Raw genomic sequence first — 17,796 nt, forward strand, 5'->3', positions numbered from 1 at the left:
CGTGACAGCGGTGTTGGAGATAGAAGGTCTACAAAAGACCTACCGCAGCCGTCGCAAGGGGGCCCGACGGGCGCTCGACGGCTTCGACATGGTGGTGGAGGCCGGGCAGGTGCACGGCTTCCTGGGGCCCAACGGGTCCGGCAAGACGACCACTCTGCGCACTCTGCTGGGTCTGATCCGTCCCAACGGTGGCCGGATGGCGATCCTCGGCGAGGAGGTGCCGGCCCGCCTGCCAGAGGTCGCCGGCCGGGTCGGCGCGATCGTGGAGAGCCCGCAGTTCTTCCCGCACTTCTCCGCGCAAGACACGCTGTCGATCCTCGCCGACGCCGGTGAGGTGCCCCAGACGCGCGTGGCCGAGGTGCTGGAGCTGGTGGGGCTCCGCGACCGGGCGAAGGAGAAGGTCAAGACCTACTCCCTCGGCATGAAGCAGCGCCTCGCCGTGGCGTCAGCGCTGCTCAAGCAGCCCGAGCTGCTGATACTCGACGAGCCGGCCAACGGGCTCGACCCGGGCGGCATCCGGGAGATGCGCGACCTGATGCGGCAGCTCTCCGCGTCCGGCATGACGGTGGTGCTCTCCAGCCACATCCTCGGCGAGGTGCAGCAGATCTGCGACTCCGTCACGATCATCTCGCTTGGCCGCCGGGTCGCCTCGGGGCCGGTCGCGGAGGTGCTGGCGGAGCACTCGGGCGGCGGCGTGGTCGTGCGGCTGGAGGCCGCCACCGACCTGCCCGTCGCCGCGCAGGTGCTGGTCGCGGCCGGTGCGCGGGTCGACCTCAAGCCCGACCACCTGCTCGTCACCGGCATCGAGAAGCCGGCGTGGGTCACCCGCACGCTCGCCGCCCGTGACCTGTACGTCAACGAGCTCGCCCCGGTCACGGTCGACCTGGAGAGCGTCTTCCTCGAGCTGACCGGCACCGCGCCGGTCGCCGGCCAGCACCGTCAGGTCGACCAGTCCGTGGAGGTGCCGGCATGAAGGGGCTGATCCGGGCCGAGGTGCGTCGCCTGACCAAGCGTCGGATCACTCGGCTGATGGTGGTCCTGCTGGTGCTGGGGCTGGGCGCGATCGCCGTCGCGTTCACCGTCGCCAGCCAGAAGATCGGGCCGGCCCAGGTCGCCGCCGCCGAGGCCAGGGCCGAGCGGGACTACCAGCAGTCCCTCATCTACCACCAGCAGATGGTGACCGAGTGCGAGGCGGCGAAGGCGCGCGGCGAAGCCATCGCCGACCGCTACCCGCCCGACTGCGGCAGCGACCCCACGTACGCGCCACAGCGCGAGCACTTCAGCGCCGAGTGGCACCTGCCGTACGAGTTCAACTTCCGCGAGCACTTCAGCACCTTCATCTCGGTGTTCGCCGGCATCGTGGCGCTGGTCGGCTTCATCCTCGGCGCGTCGTACGTGGGCGCCGAGTGGAACAGCGGCGGCATGATGAACCTCCTGCTGTGGCGCCCACGCCGGCTCCACGTGCTGCTCACCAAGCTCGGCGTGCTGCTCGGCGGCATGCTCGGCCTCACGGTCCTGCTCGGCGCACTGTGGACCCTCACGTTCTGGCTGATCGGCCGCTTCGACGGGCAGAGCGGCAAGATGACGCAGGGGGCCTGGGAGTCGTTCGCGCTCAGCGGGGCGCGCGGCGTCGGCCTGGTGCTGGCGGTGACCACGGTCGCGTTCGGCCTCGCGTCGGTCGGGCGCCACACCGCGATGGCGCTGGGCGCGGCGGTCGGCCTCGGCGTGGTCAGCGAGATCGGCATGCGCATCGCGCTGGACATCGCCGGCGTACGCTTCGGCGACCGGTGGGTCCTGTCCACCTACGCGCTGGCGTGGTTCCAGAAGCGGTGGGAGTTGACCGACTGGCGTTCGTGCAACTTCTCGTTCGGCCAGTGCGAGCCGGACACGTTCGTCGTGACCTGGCAGCAGTCCGCCCTGGTCTTCGGCGTGGGCACGGCTGCGGTGCTGGCCGCGGCGATCTGGCTGATGAGGAGCCGCGACATCACGTGAGGTAGTCTCTTAGTACTTCCGTGCTAATCAATATCTCGCGAGGAGCCTAATGAAGCCCCCCGCCGCTGACGCTCGGTCGCTCGACGCCGAGGGAGCCCCCACTGTGGAGGGTGATCTCGACGTCGAGCCCGACGCAGACGTCGACTCGGACGCCGCGCTCGACGCGGATTCCACTGTCGAGGCCGACGAGGTGGCGGGGCCGCCGGCGCTGTCCGAGCGGGAGCGGCAGATCCTGGCCTTCGAGAGCAAGTGGTGGAAGCATGCCGGCTCGAAGGAGCAGGCGATCCGCGACGAGTTCGACCTCTCCGCGACGCGCTACTACCAGATCCTCAATGGACTGCTGGACAACCCGGCGGCACTCGCGCACGATCCGGTCGTGGTCGGGCGGCTGCGGCGCATCCGTTCCACGCGCGCCCGCACCCGGCGCCGCTGACGTCCGCCCGGGGCCGGCGCTTCCGGACCTGACTTCCGTCGCGCGGTGCCCGGCCATGGCCCGCCGTGGTGCGGTGGCTGGGCCTGCGTGGTGGCTGGGCCTGCGCGGCGGCGGAGAGGGTGAGGGCGGCAGTCTGGCCGGCGCGGTCATCGCCGAGCGGGATGCCGAGCGGTGATCTACCTCGACACCTCGGCTGCGGCAAAGCTGGTGCGGGCCGAGCCCGAGTCGGTGGCGTTGACGACGTTCCTCGCGGAGCGCATCGCCGTGCCGCTGGTCTCCTCCGCACTGCTCTATCCGGAGTTGGTCCGGATGGCCGCCCGGCACCAGCCGGACCTGGTCGGTCGCGCCGTGGCCCTCACTCAGCGGGTCATGACCGTGCCGCTCGCCAGCGACATCGTCACCAGCGCCGCCACGGCCGGTGGGCCGCTCGTCCGCACGCTCGACGCGCTGCACCTGGCTACGGCGAAGACGATCGCGGAAGGGCTGGAGGCGTTCGTCACCTACGACAAACGCCAGGCCGACGCGGCAGCGAGTGAGGGCCTGCCGGTCGCGGCGCCGGCCTGACCGAGCACCGCCGCGAGCAGGGCAGAGCGGCCGGCCTTTACCGCCGACCAGCGTTCAGGTCTGACCGCGCACCGCGACGGTCCAAGGGCCGGCCGGCTCTGCTTTGCTTCCGCATCGGCGACACAGCAGGTGCTAACGCGTTCCTCCGCGGAGGCAGAGCAGAGCCAGCCACACCGCTCTCCCTGCTGTGCCGGCAGCCCGCCGATCGGCAGGCCACGACGTCGTCGCGCGGGAGGGCGCGAGGTCAGCGGGCGGCCTGCTGCTCCGCGTACGTTTCGAGCCATGCGACCTGCCCCGGATCGAGCGAGGGGCGCACTCGCTCGCGGGCGGTGGCCACATGGGCGGCGGTCACCGACGACGCCTCCAGCGACTCGCGCATCGCGGCGAGTGCCGCCTCGCGTACCAGCGCGGAGCAGTCGGCCGCGGAAAAGCCCTTTAGCGACGAGGCGAGCGAGGGCAGGTCGACGTCGTCCGCGAGGGGCACGCCGCGGGAGGCGGCGCGGAGGATCTCGCCACGGGCCTCGGCGTCGGGCGGTGGCACGTAGACCAGGCGCTCCAGCCGCCCGGGGCGGAGCAGCGCGGCGTCGATCAGGTCGGGGCGGTTGGTGGCGCCGACCACGACGACGTTGCGCAGGTCTTCCACGCCGTCGAGCTCGGTGAGCAGCGCCGCCACGACCCGGTCGGTGGTGCCGCCGTCGGTGGCCTGCCCGCGGATCGGGGCCAGCGCGTCCACCTCGTCGAGGAAGACCAGCGTCGGCGCCGCCTCGCGGGCCCGGCGAAACAGCTCACGCACCGCCCGCTCGCTGTCGCCGACCCACTTGGAGAGCAACTCGGCGCCCTTGACGGAGAGCACGTTGGCCTTGCCGGTGCCGGCGATCGCCTTGACCAGGAAGGTCTTGCCGCAGCCGGGCGGCCCGTAGAGGAGCACGCCGCGCGGTGGCTGCACGCCCAGCCGGGCGAACGTGTCGGGATACGTCAGCGGCCACAGCACCGACTCGGTCAGCATCTGCTTGACCTCGACCATGTCGCCCACGTCGTCGAGCGTGACGGCGGCGAGCTCCAGTGTGGACTGTGCCATCGACGTGGGGCGGACCACCTCCAGAGCCGCCTCGAAGTCGGCCATCGAGACGGTCGGTGGGGCGTCGTCGGGCGCGCCGGAAGACCGGATGCGGAGCGCCGCGCGCACCCCGGCCTCGCGGGTGAGCGCGGCCAGGTCGGCGGCGACGAAGCCGGGCGTGCGGCTCGCCACGTCGTCCAGCCGTACGTCTTCGGCGAGCGGCATGCCCCGGCTCAGTACGGCCAACTGCTCGCGGCGCATGGCGGCGTCTGGCAGAGCCACCGCGAGCTGCACGGCCAGTAGGTCGGGGCCGCGCAGCGTGGGGTCGACCGACTCGGGGCGGCTCGTGGTGCAGACCACGGCGGCGCCGGCGCGGACGACCTCGGCGATCAGCTGCCGGAACACGGTCGCGAGCGGGCCGGGCTGCTCGCGCGGGGCGAGCGCCTCCACGTCGGAGACGAGTAGCATGGCCGGGCCGCCCGAGCGTACGCCCGCCGCGGCCGAGCGGAGCCTCGCCGCCGCGTCGTTGTTGGTGAGCGCGGCGACCTCGGGCGCCCACACGGTGGTCACGCGCGCCCCGACGGCGGCGGCGACCGCGCGTACGAGCGCCGACTTGCCCGAGCCGGCCGGGCCGGTGATCAGCACGCCGAGCGCGACGGTGGTGCCGAGCCGGCTCAGCACCTCGCTGTGGTGAAAGCCCAGGTCGAGCAGCTCGGTCAGCTCCTGCGCCTGCGTGCGGAGCCCGGGCAGGTCGTCGACCGAGGGGGCCTCCTCGGGGGCGGCGGCACTGGCGGCGGCCGCCGGTGGCTGCACCGTCACCGAGCCGGGCTCGTGCGTGGCCTGCCCGCCCTCCCAGGCGACCACCGTGTCCATCGTGACCAGCGCGGCGTCGGCCGGCTCGACGGCGGTGACCGTGAGCAGCGTGCTCGTCCACGCGTACCCGACGGTGTTGGCGAGGCTGCGCCGCGCGGCCTGGATGAGCGCGCGGACGCCGGACTCGGTGACCACGTCCTGGGGGAGGAGCGAGACGTTGTCGCCGGCGGTGACCACCTTGCCGAGCAGCGCGAGGCGCAGCATCTCGGGGGAGACGGCGGCGATGATCTCGACCGGCCCGGCCAGCGTGACCCGCCGGGCGGCCACGACCGGCGCGGGGGTGACCGTGATCTGGCCACCGTCGCGCACGCCGAGGTTGCCGAGGATCAGGTCGTCGGCGTACAGCAGTGCGCGGCTGGCGCCCGGCTCGGCGCGCGCGGCGATGCCGGCGGTCGCTCGCCTGCCAGTCAGCCGCACCGGGTCGCCGGGATTGAGGTCGAGCGCGGTCAGCACCTCGGGATGGAGCCGCACCACGCCACGCCGGGCGTCCAGTGCCGCCGGACGCATGCTTGCGGTCAGCGTGAGATCGCGTTCGGCCACCCGCCGAGAGTAGCCCGGCCTTTCATCCTGAGAGGGTTCTCAGTCAGGTCGGTGCGGCGAGCCGTACCGTTTGCGTCATGCCAGCGATCCGGTCCGCGCGCCTGCGCCGTGCCCTCCCCGCGGCGGCGGTCGCGCTCGCCCTGCTCGTCGGGGCGGCGGTGTGGCTGGCCTGGCCGGAGTCGGCGGCGTACACGACGCGGGAGCAGGTGCTCACGGTCCGTTCCGGGCCAGCCGGCGACGAGCCGGTCGACCTGGACACCACGCTCTACCTGCCCGCCGACCGCAGCGGGCCGGTGCCGGCGGTGCTGCTCGCGCACGGCTTCGGCGGCACGAAGCAGAGCGTGCACACCGACGCGGAGGACCTGGCCGGGCTGGGCTACGCGGTGCTGGCGTACACGGCGCGTGGCTTCGGGCGCAGCGGTGGCGAAATTCACCTCGACAGCCCCGACTACGAGGTACGCGACGCGCAGCGCCTCCTCGACTGGCTCGCCGCCCAGCCCGAGGTGCGCAAGGACGCCGACGGAGATCCCCGGGTCGGTGTGGTCGGCGGCTCGTACGGCGGCGGCCTGGCCCTGCTCCTCGCCGCCCAGGACCAGCGGGTCGACGCGATCGTCCCGATGATCACCTGGAACGACCTGGCCCGCTCGTTCCTCCCCGAGTCGACCGGTGGCGACCCGGTCGACGGCGTCTTCAAGAAGGGCTGGGCCGGCCTCTTCTTCGGCGGCAGCGCCGGCGTCGGCGCCCTCGAAGGAGACAGCGCCCTCGAAGAAAGCGGCGCGGGCCTCGACCTTGGAGAAGGCATCGGACTCGACCCGACCTGCGGGCGCTTCGCGCGGGACGTGTGCGAGATGTACCAGCGCACCGCCACCTCCGGCCGGGCCACGCCCGAGGCCGTCGAGCTGCTGCGCCGTTCCAGCCCGGCGACCGTACTCGACCGGATCAAGGCACCGACCCTGCTCATCCAGGGCGAAGCGGACACGCTCTTCCCGCTCTCCGAGGCCGACGCCAACGCGCGGGGCATCGCCGCCAACGGCACACCGGTGCGGGTCGCCTGGTTCACCGGTGGCCACGACGGCGGCCTGGGCCCGCAGTCCGACCGCGACCGCACGCGGTTCCTCACCGCGCAGTGGCTCGACCACTACGTCAAGGGCGAGGGCGAGGCGCCGGCCAACAGCTTCACCTGGTCGCGCGTCGCCGGCTTCAACGCGATGGACCGCGGCCTGGTCACCAACGGCTACTCGGTCGACGACTACCCCGGCCTTACCGGCACGACCACGCAGCGCGTGACCGTCGGCGGGCCGCCGCAGCCGATCGCCAACCCGCCCGGCGGCAACCCGGCCGCCATCTCCACGCTCCCCGGGATCGGGAGCCTTGGCGCGGCGGCCTCGGCGGCCGGCGGGCTCGGCGGCGACCTGCCCGGGCAGCACGCCGTCTTCCAGTCGCAGCCGCTCGACCAGGCGGTCGACATCGCCGGCGCGCCCACGGTCTCGATCCGGGCCGCATCGCCGACCGGCGAGGCGGTGCTCTTCGTCAAGCTCTACGACGTAGCCGAGGACGGCACCGCCACGCTTCCCGGCGGCATCGTGGCGCCGGTGCGGCTGACCGGCCTCCCCACCGACCTGGCCCAGGCGCGGGCGGTCACGGTGACGCTGCCGGCGATCGTGCGCCGGGTCGAGGCCGGACACCGGTTGCGGGTCGTCGTCGCCACCTCCGACCAGTCGTATGCCACGCCCACCGAGCCCGCCCTCTACACCGTCGCCCTGGACGGTGACGGCGTCACGGTGCCCACGATCGCCGGTGAGCCGATCCCCACCACGGCGGTGCTGTGGCGCTGGGTCCTCGCCGGGCTCGTCGCCGCGGTGCTGCTCGGGCTCGCGGTGGTCATCCTTGTCGTGCGCCGCCGGCACCGCCGCGCCGACTCCTCCATCGTCGAGGAGTACGCGCAGACGCCGCTCGTCGTCCGCCAACTGCGGAAGGAGTACGCGGACGGCTTCGTCGCGGTGTCCAATGTGGACTTCACGGTGGCGCGGGGGCAGGTGGTTGGGCTCCTCGGCCCCAACGGCGCGGGCAAGACGACGACGCTCCGGGTACTCATGGGGCTCACCCAGCCGAGCGGCGGCGAGATCTTCGTCTTCGGGCACCGGCTCGTGCCCGGCTCGCCGGTGCTGTCCCGGCTCGGCGCGCTCGTCGAGGGGCCGGGATTCCTGCCGCACCTGAGCGGGCTGGAGAACCTCAAGGCGTACTGGCGGGCGACCGGGCGGCCGGAGGCGGAGGCGCGGCTCGACGAGGCGATCGAGATCGCCGGGCTGGGCGACTCCATCCACCGCAAGATCCGCAAGTACAGCCACGGTATGAAGCAGCGCCTCGCCATCGCCCAGGCGATGCTGGGCCTGCCCGAGCTGCTGGTGCTCGACGAGCCGACCGACGGGCTCGACCCACCGCAGATCGCCGAGATGCGGCGCGTCCTCAAGCGGTACGCCACCGACGGGCGGGCCGTGCTGGTCTCCAGCCACCTGCTCGCCGAGGTGGAGCAGACCTGCACACACGCGGTCGTGGTCAACAAGGGCGAGATCGTGGCGTCCGGCCCGGTCGAGGAGATCGTGGGCGACTCGCCGACCGTACGGCTCGACGTCTCCGACGTGGACGCCGCCGAGGCCGTGCTCGACCGCCTGGCCGGCGTGCGCTCGGTCGCCACCGACGGCTCCAACGGGCTCGTGGTCGACATCAACGGCACCGCGCGCAGCGAGGTGGTCGCCGAGCTCGTCCGGGCCGGCGTGGGCGTCGACCGGGTCGTGCCCCGGCGGCGGCTCGAAGACGCGTTCCTGGCCCTGGTGGGCGACAACTCGCGGGGGAGTGGCGACCGATGAGCACGGTGACCACGCGTGGCGCGGCGGCCGGCTACCGCCCCGGGCGCACGCTCTCGGTGTGGCAGGAGTGGCGGCGGCAGGCGTCCCGGCGGCGTACGCAGCTCGCGCTCGGCTTCATGGTGCTGCTGCCGCTGATCGTGCTGATCGCGTTCCAGTTCGACAGCGGCGACGACGACAACGGTGGCGGCGAGTTCGCCAGCCTGATCGACCTGGCCACCACCGGCGGTCTCAACTTCACGCTCTTCACACTCTTCGTCTCGGCCGGCTTCCTGCTCACGGTCGTGGTGGCACTCTTCTGCGGCGACACGGTGGCCAGCGAGGCGAGCTGGGGGAGCCTGCGTTACCTGCTGGCCGTACCGGTGCCGAGGGCCCGCCTGCTCGCGGTGAAGCTGGTGGTCGCGCTCGCGTACTCGGCCATCGCCCTGCTCCTGCTCGCCGGCACCGCGCTGCTCGTCGGCACGCTGCGGTACGGCTGGTCGCCGCTGCGCAGCACGGTCGCCGCCGAGATCCCGGCCGGCGAGGGGCTGCTGCGGCTGCTCGGCATCCTCGGCTACCTGGCGGTGGGGCTGCTCGTGGTGGCCGGGCTGGCGTTTCTGCTGTCGGTGCTCACCGACGCCCCGCTCGGCGCGGTCGGCGGCGCGGTGTTGCTCTTCATCCTCTCCAGCATCCTGGACCAGATCACCGCGCTGGGCAGCCTGCGCTCGTTCCTGCCCACGCACTACAGCAACGCCTGGCTGGGACTCCTCTCGACCCCGGCACAGTCCGACGACATCGTGAAGGGCTGCATCTCGGCGGTCGCGTACGCCACGCTCTTCTGGTCGCTCGCCTTCTGGCGATTCACCCGAAAGGATGTCGTGTCGTGATCGTGAGGCAGGTCACCGGAAAGGCCCGGTAGCCGCTTCCGCCCCGTACACTGGTCGGACCACAACTGAATACCTCATCCAGAGGGGCTGAGGGATACGGCCCGAAGACGCCCCGGCAACCACCCCGCACGACTCGACGACGAGATTTCGCGGGACAGGTGCCAATTCCGTCCCCGCCGCACGGTGCGGCGCAGGGAAAGATGAGAGGACGCCTCGCGATGACGTCGACCCTCGGCGCTACAACCACCACCTCCGGCACCTCGGCTCCGGCCAGCCCGGCCCGCGCGCTCGTCTGTCGCGGCTGCGGCAAGGAGTACCCGCTCGCCGCCCAGCACGCCTGCTACGAGTGTTTCGGCCCGCTCGAGGTGGCCTACGACCAGGCCGCTCTCGCGCGGGTGACCCGGGCACAGATCGAGGCGGGCCCAGAGAGCATCTGGCGGTACGCCGCGCTGCTCCCCGCCGGGCAGGACCCGGCCAGCCGAGTGACCCTCGACCCCGGGCTGACCCCGCTGATCTCCGCCGGGCAGCTCGCCGCCGAGTTCGGCATCCGCGGGCCGCTGTGGGTCAAGGACGACAGCGCCAACCCGACCCACTCGTTCAAGGACCGGGTCGTCTCGGTCGCCCTCACCGCGGCGCGAGGGCTGGGCTTCGCCCGGTTCGCCTGCGCCTCCACCGGCAACCTGGCCAACTCGGTCGCCGCCCACGCGGCCCGCGCCGGCGTGCCGTCGATCGTCTTCATCCCCGGCGACCTCGAGCCCGGCAAGGTCGTGACGACGGCCGTGTACGGCGGCGATCTGGTCGCGATCGAGGGGTCGTACGACGACGTCAACCGCCTCTGCAGCGAGCTGGTGGAGACCGACGAGTTCGAGGACACCGCGTTCGTCAACGTCAACGTGCGGCCCTACTACGCGGAGGGCTCCAAGACCCTCGGGTACGAGGTCGCCGAGCAGCTCGGCTGGCGCATCCCCGAGCAGGTGGTCATCCCGATGGCGAGCGGCGAGCTGCTCACCAAGGTCGACAAGGCGTTCAGCGAGCTGGTCGAGATCGGGCTGGTCGAGGCGCCGGCCAACGGATGGCGGGTCTTCGGGGCACAGTCCGCCGGCTGCAACCCCATCGCCGTCGCGCTGCACAACGGGGTCAGCGACATCATCCCGGTCAAACCGGTCGGCATCGCCAAGTCGCTCAACATCGGCGACCCGGCCGCCGGGCTGTACGCGCTGGAGGCCGTCCGCCGCACCGGTGGCTGGATGGACTACGCCAGCGACGACGAGATCCGCGACGCGATCCAGTTGCTGGCGCGGACGACCGGCGTCTTCGCCGAGACGGCCGGTGGCGTCACGGTGGCCGTGCTCAAGAAGCTCGTCGAGGCGGGCAAGCTCGACCCGGACGCCGAGACGGTCGTCTACAACACCGGCGAAGGGCTCAAGACCATCGACGCGGTCGCCGAGCAGGTCGGTCCGACCCACCGGATCAAGCCCTCGCTCCGCGGCGCGCGCGACGCCGGCCTCCTCGACTCCTGAGCCTTGCGGCCGGGGCCGTCAGGCGCGACCGGCCAGATGCCTTCGTCGATTTTGCGATTCCCGATTACGCGGAGCGGGAGCGCGACCATGGAGGGAAGTGCAGGTCGCGAGGGGTCTGACCGGGATGGAAGTTGCATTGCGTAGTCGTGAATTTGCCGTCCGTCGAGAAAACACCGCTGTGGGGACTTGACGGAGCCACCTGGACGACGCAGGATGCTCCGTGCGGGAGGGCGGTCGCCGTAGGCTTTGCTCTAACGTCCCAGCGCCGGAGGCGCTGTGCGACCGTCCCTCCCGACCAAAGCCGCCCGGGTAAATCGGTCGCGGAGCGCGGTCCAGCGCGAGACCCTCGGTGACATGGACATCGCCGTCAAGCCCCTGGATCCGGCCGACGAAAAAGCCGTCGAGCAGGCTTACCAGGTCGTCGAAGCCGCGATCGCCGCGGACGTGCCGGACTTCCCACCCGTGGGCCGGCAGCGCTTTCTCGCCGAGCTGCGTCACCCGTGGCCCGGCGCCTCGCACGAGCGGGCTGTCGCCACCATCGACGGCGCCGCCGCGGGATACGTGGTCATCGAGCTGCCTCAGCTCGACAACCTCGACAACGCCGACGCCGATCTCACCGTGCATCCGGAGTTTCGCCGGCGCGGTGTGGGGCGCGCGCTCTACGACCATGTGCGAGGCGTGGTCCGCGGCCTGGGCCGCAAGCGAATCATGGGGATGTCGGTCGAGACGCTGCCCGGCGGTGTGGCGCGTGACGAGGCGGGCGGCGCTTTCGCCACGGCGATGGGCGCCAAGGGCGCGTTGACCGACGTGCGCCGGCGCCTCGACGTCACCACGGTCGACGACGCCGACCTCGACCGGCAGCTCGCCGCCGCCTGGGAGCGGGCCGGCGGCTACTCGATCGTCCAGTGGAAGGGCGCGACGCCCGAGGAGATCATCGACGACGTCGCCTACCTCGATGGCCGCCTGCTCACCGACGCCCCGATGGGCGACCTCGCCTGGGAGGCGGAAAACGTCGACGCGTCCCGCATCCGCGCGATCGACGCCGTGGTCGCCGCCCGCGGGCGCCGGCGCTACCACACGGCGATGCGCCACGACGAGAGCGGCAAGGTCGTCTCGTTCACCACGATCGACTTCGCCGGCACGGCCGACTGGCACGCCTTCCAGCAGATCACCATCGTCGACCCGACCCACCGCGGCCACCGCCTCGGCACTGTCGCCAAGATCGAAAATCTGCGGTACACGCGCGTGTACGAGCCAGGGCTGCGCGTGATCGACACGTGGAACGCGGGCGTCAACGACCACATGATCTCGATCAACGAGGCGATGGGTTTCCGCCCCGTCGATGCCTGGCAGAACTGGCAGCACGACCTATGACGGTGCCTGTCCGCAGGGCCCAGGGACGCGGCGGGAGTTGGCGGTAGCCACCAGCCGTCAGCCCCGCGTGCCGCTCGAAGACGTTGCGGCAGCCGTAGCCGCCGGTCATCAGGTACGAGTAGGCGGAGGCGAGCGCGTATAGCGGGAAGAGGGCTGGGCGCACCGCTGGACGACCGCTCGATCCCACCGGAACTGCGGCATGATGACGGCATGACGGACACCCCGCGCCTCCTGCACGACAAGCACGCCGCCACCCTCGAGCGTGCCCTCAGCGCCATCACCGACCGTGGCTACTGGTCGGCCTACCCCGAGTCGCCGAGCCCTCGTGTCTACGGCGAGACAGCCGCCACGGAAGGCGAAGCCGCGTTCCGGGCGTACCTCGACAACCGCTTCCCGCTCGACCAGCCCGGCACCGACGGCTGGATCGCCACCGAGGCGAGCCCTTTCGGCGTCGAGCTTGCGGTGACGTACCCGCACGCCGACGCGGGGGCGTTGATCGCCGCCGCGACGGCCGCCCTGCCGGCCTGGCGGGACGCCGGTCCGCAGGCCCGGGTCGGTGTCTGCCTGGAGATCCTGGCGCGGCTGCACGCGCACGTGTTCGAGCTGGCCAACGCGGTGCAGTTCACGAGCGGGCAGGCGTTCGTGATGGCGTTCCAGGCGGGCGGGGCGCACGCGCTCGACAGGGCGCTGGAGGCGGTGGCGTACGCGTACGCGGAGATGACCCGCCACCCCGGCACGGCGCGGTGGGAGAAGCCCGCCGGCAAGGGCGACCCGTTGCGGATGACCAAGACGTTCCACGTGGTGCCGCGCGGCGTGGGGCTGGTCATCGGCTGCAACACGTTTCCGACGTGGAACTCGTACCCCGGGCTCTTCGCCTCCCTCGCCACCGGCAACCCGGTGATCGTCAAGCCGCATCCGCGGGCGGTGCTGCCGCTCGCCATCACCGTGCGGTACGCCCGCGAGGTGCTCGCCGAGGCCAGCTTCGATCCCAACCTGGTGCTGTTGGCCCCGGAGGCGCCGGGCGAGGCGCTCGCGTCCACACTGGCACTCCGTCCCGAAGTGAAGATCATCGACTACACCGGCTCGACGGCGTACGGCGAGTGGCTGGAGGAGAATGCCCGGCAGGCCGCCGTCTACACCGAGAAGGCCGGGGTCAACACGATCGTGGTCGACTCGACGGACGACTTCGCCGGGATGTGCCGCAACCTCGGCTTCTCGCTGACCCTCTACAGCGGCCAGATGTGCACCACGCCGCAAAACGTGCTCGTACCCGCCGGCGGCATCGGCACCGATCAGGGGCACAAGTCGTTCGACGAGGTGGCGGCCGGCATCGCGGGCGCGGTGGGCAAGCTGACCGGCGACCCCGCCCGCGCGGTGGAGCTGACCGGCGCGATCGTCAACGACGGCGTGCTCGACCGCCTCGACGAGGTCAAGTCGATCGGCGAGCCTGTGCTGGAGTCGCGGGTCGTGGAGCATCCGGCGTTCGAGGGCGCCGTCGTTCGTACCCCATTGATCGTGAAACTGCCGGCGGACGCCGCGGCGACCTACGGCCGGGAGTGGTTCGGGCCTATCTCCTTCGTCATCGCGACCGGGTCGACGGAGGAGAGCCTGGAGATCTTCCGGTCGACGGTGGGCGAGCGGGGCGCGCTGACCGCGTCGGTGTACTCGACCGACGAGAAGGTGCTGGACGCGGCGGAGGCGGCGGCGCTCGACGTCGGGGTCCACCTCTCCTGCAACCTGACCGGCGGCGTCTTCGTCAACCAGTCGGCGGCCTTCTCCGACTTCCACGCGAGCGGCGCCAATCCGGCGGCGAACGCGGCGCTCACCGACGGCGCCTACGTGGCGAGCCGCTTCCGCATCGTGCAGTCGCGGCGGCACACCGCCTGACGCTCCGCGCCGGCCCGTCTCAGGCGGGCCGGCGCATCTGCAACTCGGTGAGCACCGGGATCACGGGGTGCGGCACGCGCACGCCGGTGTCGGTGAAGCCCAGCCGCTCGTACGCTCGGCGGGCCCGGTCGTTGCCGACCACGACCTCCAGCATCAGCTCGGGGCGGCCGGCGCTGCGCGACCAGGCGGCCACCTCGGCCACCAGGTATTCGAGCATGCCCGCGCCGCGGTGCGCGGGCGTGATGTAGACGGCGAAGATGATCGTGACCTTGGGGTCGTCGGGCGCGGCGAGCCCGCCCGCGTGCGCCACGAAGCGGCCGTCGACCTCGGCGATGAACTGTGCGCAGAAGTTGCCGAACGAGCTGCGTGCGAGCCGGTCGGCGAACTCCTCGTGCGGGAGCGCTGCCGCCTCGGCCAGCGTCTCCAGGAAGGCGAGCGGGGTGTCGGCGAGCATCTCCAGCCGCAGCGCGCGCATGCGGCCGGCGTCCTGGCGCCGCACCCGGCGCACGGTCGCTCGCGTCGTCATGCAGGTCACCCTAAACGGCTGTGACGATCTGCCGGCCCACCTCCTGGCACAGCGAGGTGCCGTAGTCGAAGCCCAGCTCGCCGGGGTAGCGGGCGAGCACGCCGAGTACCCACTCGCGGCTGATCGCGAGGCAGCTGATGTGCCACAGCCTGTCCTCGTCGCGCAGGAGCCAGCCGTTCTTGATCGCCACGGCCTCGGGCTGGGGGAGCGACAGGCGTACGCCGAAGTCGCCCGCGCCGCGTACCTGGCGCATCTCGTCCAGCAGCCAGGCCGTCCACTTTGGTCCCGCCGCGCGCCCGTCGGCGATGCAGGCGCCCAGCCGTACGGTGTCCCGGGCGGTGACGGACGTCTTGCTCCACCAGTTGCCGTACGCGCTGCTCTCGGTGAGCCCGCAGATCTCGATCAGCCGCTCGATGGAGGCGCGGCGGCCGACCGCCTCGAACAGCGCCTGCGCGGCCGCGTTGTCGCTGTCCCGGATCATGATGGTGAGCTGGCGCCGGCGGGTCTCGCCAAGCTCCTCGCTCCCCAGCCGGCGTAGGTAGTCCGCCGCGATCCACGCCTTCACCATCGACATGGTGTCGCTGGGGGCGCCCAGGTTGGCCGAGCCGCTGATCCGTCCGGTGCGGCGGTCCAGCAGTGCCCAGGAGAGAAAGCCGCTGTGGTCGATGTGGACGACCGGCGGTGGCTTCGGCGCCGGGATCGGTGACGCCGGCACCTCACCGGCGACCCAGCGGGGGATCGCGCCCTGGCTGGTACTCACGGTGGCGAGCAGTGCGACGGCGGTCAGCGCGGCCGTCGCGTACCCCGCCGCGAGCCACCGCTGGCTCAACCGCGCTCGATGCCTGCCGGGCGCGTGTCGTCGGTTCGAAACCACGCCGGTTCAACGAGGCAGGGGCGCTGGTGGGGGCGGCAGGATGCCTGGTCCCGACCCCCGTGTCCGGTTTGGGGTAGTGCGCGGGCGGGGGTCCTCGTGTAGCGTGCGATTTCGGCCGCTGTGTTCGACGGACCACCCCGGACCACGGATCGGCGGCCCCGGCCAGCAAACAGTTTGGCCGGGGGTTGTCGAACCCAGCACCATCGAAGTGAGGGAAGTGCACCGTGGCACAGGGCACCGTCAAGTGGTTCAACAGCGAAAAGGGCTACGGCTTCATCGCGGTCGATGGCGGTCAGGACGTCTTCGTCCACTTCTCGGCGATCGAGATGGACGGCTACAAGGCGCTCGATGACGGTCAGCGCGTGGAGTTCGAGATCGCTCAGGGCCAGAAGGGGCCGCAGGCCGAGAAGGTCCGGCTCATCGCCTGATCCTTCAGCGAACCGTAGAGGCGGGGCACCGGTATCCGGCCCCGCCTCCAGCTTTCTCCAGCACCAGGGCGTGCCCACCTCACACGAGGCAGCCCTCGGCTTCCCGCCGCGCGGGCGACATGCACGTGGCAGCCACTCCGCGTTCACCGGACGCGCTTGCACTCGCTAGGGGAGAGTGCTAAACAAGTGATTGGCACTCGCGGCATGTGAGTGCCAATGGTCGGGGCGGTGGGGCCACGGTCGTGAGCACCGTAACGGTGGCGCGGCACGGGCCGGTCGTCGCGGGCTATCCGGCCCGGCCGGACGGAAGGTCGCTTCGAGCTGATGGCTCGGAGTGCTGTGGATGTCCAGCTGGAGGACAACGCCGTATGGCCAAGATTATCGCGTTCGACGAGGAGGCGCGCCGCGGCCTTGAGCGGGGCATGAACACCCTCGCCGACGCCGTAAAGGTGACGCTCGGCCCGAAGGGCCGCAACGTCGTGCTCGAGAAGAAGTGGGGCGCGCCCACCATCACCAACGATGGTGTGAGCATCGCCAAGGAGATCGAGCTCGAGGACCCGTACGAGAAGATCGGCGCGGAGCTGGTCAAGGAGGTCGCCAAGAAGACCGACGACGTGGCCGGCGACGGCACGACGACGGCGACCGTCCTGGCCCAGGCGCTGGTTCGCGAGGGCCTGCGCAACGTGGCGGCCGGCGCCAACCCGATGGCCCTCAAGCGGGGCATCGAGGCGGCTGTCGCCAACGTCGCGGAGGAGCTGGCGAAGATCGCCAAGGACGTCGAGACCAAGGAGCAGATCGCTTCCACCGCCTCCATCTCCGCCGGTGACGCCACCGTCGGTGAGATCATCGCCGAGGCGATGGACAAGGTCGGCAAGGAAGGCGTCATCACCGTCGAGGAGAGCAACACCTTCGGCCTTGAGCTTGAGCTCACCGAGGGCATGCGCTTCGACAAGGGCTACATCTCGCCCTACTTCTGGACCGACGCCGAGCGGATGGAGGCCGTCCTCGACGACCCCTACATCCTGATCGTCAACAGCAAGATCTCGTCGGTCAAGGACCTGCTGCCGATCCTCGAGAAGGTCATGCAGTCGGGCAAGCCGCTCGCGATCATCGCCGAGGACGTCGAGGGCGAGGCTCTGGCCACCCTGGTCGTCAACAAGGTGCGCGGCACGTTCAAGTCCGTCGCGGTGAAGGCGCCCGGCTTCGGCGACCGCCGCAAGGCGATGCTGACCGACATCGGCATCCTCACCGGCGGCCAGGTCATCAGCGAGGAGGTCGGGCTCAAGCTCGACGCCGCCTCGCTCGACCTGCTGGGCCGCGCCCGCAAGGTCGTGGTGACCAAGGACGAGACCACGATCGTCGACGGTGCCGGTGACGCCGACCAGATCCAGGGTCGGGTCAACCAGATCCGCGCCGAGATCGAGAAGAGCGACTCCGACTACGACCGCGAGAAGCTGCAGGAGCGCCTGGCGAAGCTCGCCGGCGGTGTTGCGGTGATCAAGGTCGGCGCGGCCACCGAGGTCGAGCTCAAGGAGCGCAAGCACCGCATCGAAGACGCGGTCCGCAACGCCAAGGCCGCTGTCGAGGAGGGCATCGTCCCCGGTGGTGGCGTCGCGCTGGTCCAGGCCGGCAAGACCGCCTTCGACAAGCTCGACCTGGCTGGCGACGAGGCCACCGGCGCCCAGATCGTGAAGATCGCGCTGGACGCGCCGCTGCGCCAGATCGCCGTCAACGCCGGCCTCGAGGGTGGCGTCGTGGTGGAGCGGGTGCGCAACCTGGAGACCAACCACGGCCTCAACGCGGCCAGCGGTGAGTACGTCGACCTGCTGTCGGCGGGCATCATCGACCCGGCCAAGGTGACCCGTTCAGCGCTGCAGAACGCGGCTTCGATCGCGGCCCTGTTCCTCACCACCGAGGCTGTGGTGGCGGACAAGCCGGAGAAGGACAAGGCCCCGGCGGGTGCGCCCGGCGGCGGCGACATGGACTTCTGACAGTCCA

General features: G+C 71.5%; 14 protein-coding genes and 1 riboswitch. Of the genes, 11 read left to right on the top strand and 3 right to left on the bottom strand.

Annotated elements, in window-relative coordinates; translation table 11 throughout:
- Nucleotide 1 precedes the first annotated feature (1 nt).
- The 4 genes from ACFFIA_RS38685 (at nucleotide 2) to ACFFIA_RS38700 (ending at nucleotide 2,989) form a co-directional block, all read left to right on the top strand.
- A complete protein-coding gene (locus ACFFIA_RS38685) occupies nucleotides 2-973 on the top strand; it encodes an ATP-binding cassette domain-containing protein (protein WP_377261278.1) in 972 nt (323 codons plus the stop codon).
- Entirely contained in the window at nucleotides 970-1,992 is a 1,023-nt protein-coding gene (locus ACFFIA_RS38690) for an ABC transporter permease subunit (protein ID WP_377261280.1), read from the top strand. Before ACFFIA_RS38685 ends, ACFFIA_RS38690 begins: the two co-directional genes overlap by 4 nt.
- A gap of 49 nt (nucleotides 1,993-2,041) precedes the next feature.
- Nucleotides 2,042-2,425: a DUF3263 domain-containing protein gene (locus ACFFIA_RS38695; protein ID WP_377261282.1), complete on the top strand. Its 384-nt coding sequence runs from the start codon at nucleotides 2,042-2,044 to the stop codon at nucleotides 2,423-2,425.
- Nucleotides 2,426-2,596: 171 nt separating this feature from the next.
- Complete coding sequence (locus tag ACFFIA_RS38700) at nucleotides 2,597-2,989, top strand: type II toxin-antitoxin system VapC family toxin (protein ID WP_377261285.1); 393 nt, start codon at nucleotides 2,597-2,599, stop codon at nucleotides 2,987-2,989.
- A gap of 244 nt (nucleotides 2,990-3,233) precedes the next feature.
- Here the strand turns inward: ACFFIA_RS38700 and ACFFIA_RS38705 are convergent, their stop codons facing one another.
- Nucleotides 3,234-5,426 (bottom strand): AAA family ATPase, encoded by a 2,193-nt coding sequence (locus ACFFIA_RS38705; protein WP_377261387.1) that lies wholly within the window; start codon nucleotides 5,424-5,426, stop codon nucleotides 3,234-3,236.
- A 110-nt stretch (nucleotides 5,427-5,536) separates the two neighbouring features.
- Here ACFFIA_RS38705 and ACFFIA_RS38710 point away from each other — a divergent pair, with 110 nt between their 5' ends.
- The 5 genes from ACFFIA_RS38710 (at nucleotide 5,537) to paaN (ending at nucleotide 13,970) form a co-directional block, all read left to right on the top strand.
- A complete protein-coding gene (locus tag ACFFIA_RS38710) occupies nucleotides 5,537-8,326 on the top strand; it encodes an alpha/beta fold hydrolase (RefSeq protein ID WP_377261287.1) in 2,790 nt (929 codons plus the stop codon).
- Nucleotides 8,323-9,189 carry an ABC transporter permease gene (locus tag ACFFIA_RS38715; RefSeq protein ID WP_377261289.1) on the top strand — a complete coding sequence of 289 codons (867 nt, stop codon included), beginning with the start codon at nucleotides 8,323-8,325 and terminating at the stop codon, nucleotides 9,187-9,189. Before ACFFIA_RS38710 ends, ACFFIA_RS38715 begins: the two co-directional genes overlap by 4 nt.
- A gap of 71 nt (nucleotides 9,190-9,260) precedes the next feature.
- Nucleotides 9,261-9,396: riboswitch (SAM riboswitch) on the top strand.
- Between the two features lie 11 nt (nucleotides 9,397-9,407).
- Nucleotides 9,408-10,709 (top strand): threonine synthase, encoded by a 1,302-nt coding sequence (gene thrC / locus ACFFIA_RS38720; protein ID WP_377261291.1) that lies wholly within the window; start codon nucleotides 9,408-9,410, stop codon nucleotides 10,707-10,709.
- Between the two features lie 354 nt (nucleotides 10,710-11,063).
- Entirely contained in the window at nucleotides 11,064-12,083 is a 1,020-nt protein-coding gene (locus tag ACFFIA_RS38725) for a GNAT family N-acetyltransferase (protein WP_377261294.1), read from the top strand.
- Between the two features lie 210 nt (nucleotides 12,084-12,293).
- On the top strand, nucleotides 12,294-13,970 hold the full coding sequence (gene paaN / locus ACFFIA_RS38730; protein WP_377261297.1) for a phenylacetic acid degradation protein PaaN: 1,677 nt from the start codon (nucleotides 12,294-12,296) through the stop codon (nucleotides 13,968-13,970).
- Between the two features lie 19 nt (nucleotides 13,971-13,989).
- Here the strand turns inward: paaN and ACFFIA_RS38735 are convergent, their stop codons facing one another.
- Both ACFFIA_RS38735 and ACFFIA_RS38740 read right to left on the bottom strand, forming a co-directional pair.
- Nucleotides 13,990-14,496, bottom strand: coding sequence for a GNAT family N-acetyltransferase (locus ACFFIA_RS38735; protein WP_377261300.1), 507 nt, complete (start codon nucleotides 14,494-14,496; stop codon nucleotides 13,990-13,992).
- Between the two features lie 10 nt (nucleotides 14,497-14,506).
- A complete protein-coding gene (locus ACFFIA_RS38740) occupies nucleotides 14,507-15,325 on the bottom strand; it encodes a serine hydrolase (RefSeq protein ID WP_377261303.1) in 819 nt (272 codons plus the stop codon).
- A 269-nt stretch (nucleotides 15,326-15,594) separates the two neighbouring features.
- On the opposite strand from ACFFIA_RS38740, the gene ACFFIA_RS38745 reads away from it, so the two are divergent.
- Nucleotides 15,595-15,798: a cold-shock protein gene (locus ACFFIA_RS38745; protein ID WP_173040429.1), complete on the top strand. Its 204-nt coding sequence runs from the start codon at nucleotides 15,595-15,597 to the stop codon at nucleotides 15,796-15,798.
- Between the two features lie 368 nt (nucleotides 15,799-16,166).
- Entirely contained in the window at nucleotides 16,167-17,789 is a 1,623-nt protein-coding gene (groL, locus tag ACFFIA_RS38750) for a chaperonin GroEL (RefSeq protein ID WP_377261305.1), read from the top strand.
- Nucleotides 17,790-17,796: the final 7 nt, after the last annotated feature.

Source organism: Phytohabitans kaempferiae, from assembly GCF_042433955.1.
Classification (GTDB): domain Bacteria; phylum Actinomycetota; class Actinomycetes; order Mycobacteriales; family Micromonosporaceae; genus Phytohabitans; species Phytohabitans kaempferiae.

What these genes read in the sequence shown, in the direction of transcription:
- ACFFIA_RS38705 (WP_377261387.1), bottom strand. Translation starts at nt 5,426, where the DNA reads ATGCGTCCGGCGGCACTGGACGCCCGGCGTGGCGTGGTGCGGCTCCAT.
- paaN (WP_377261297.1), top strand. Translation starts at nt 12,294, where the DNA reads ATGACGGACACCCCGCGCCTCCTGCACGACAAGCACGCCGCCACCCTC.
- ACFFIA_RS38715 (WP_377261289.1), top strand. Translation starts at nt 8,323, where the DNA reads ATGAGCACGGTGACCACGCGTGGCGCGGCGGCCGGCTACCGCCCCGGG.
- ACFFIA_RS38690 (WP_377261280.1), top strand. Translation starts at nt 970, where the DNA reads ATGAAGGGGCTGATCCGGGCCGAGGTGCGTCGCCTGACCAAGCGTCGG.
- ACFFIA_RS38695 (WP_377261282.1), top strand. Translation starts at nt 2,042, where the DNA reads ATGAAGCCCCCCGCCGCTGACGCTCGGTCGCTCGACGCCGAGGGAGCC.
- ACFFIA_RS38735 (WP_377261300.1), bottom strand. Translation starts at nt 14,496, where the DNA reads ATGACGACGCGAGCGACCGTGCGCCGGGTGCGGCGCCAGGACGCCGGC.
- groL (WP_377261305.1), top strand. Translation starts at nt 16,167, where the DNA reads ATGGCCAAGATTATCGCGTTCGACGAGGAGGCGCGCCGCGGCCTTGAG.
- thrC (WP_377261291.1), top strand. Translation starts at nt 9,408, where the DNA reads ATGACGTCGACCCTCGGCGCTACAACCACCACCTCCGGCACCTCGGCT.
- ACFFIA_RS38710 (WP_377261287.1), top strand. Translation starts at nt 5,537, where the DNA reads ATGCCAGCGATCCGGTCCGCGCGCCTGCGCCGTGCCCTCCCCGCGGCG.
- ACFFIA_RS38725 (WP_377261294.1), top strand. Translation starts at nt 11,064, where the DNA reads ATGGACATCGCCGTCAAGCCCCTGGATCCGGCCGACGAAAAAGCCGTC.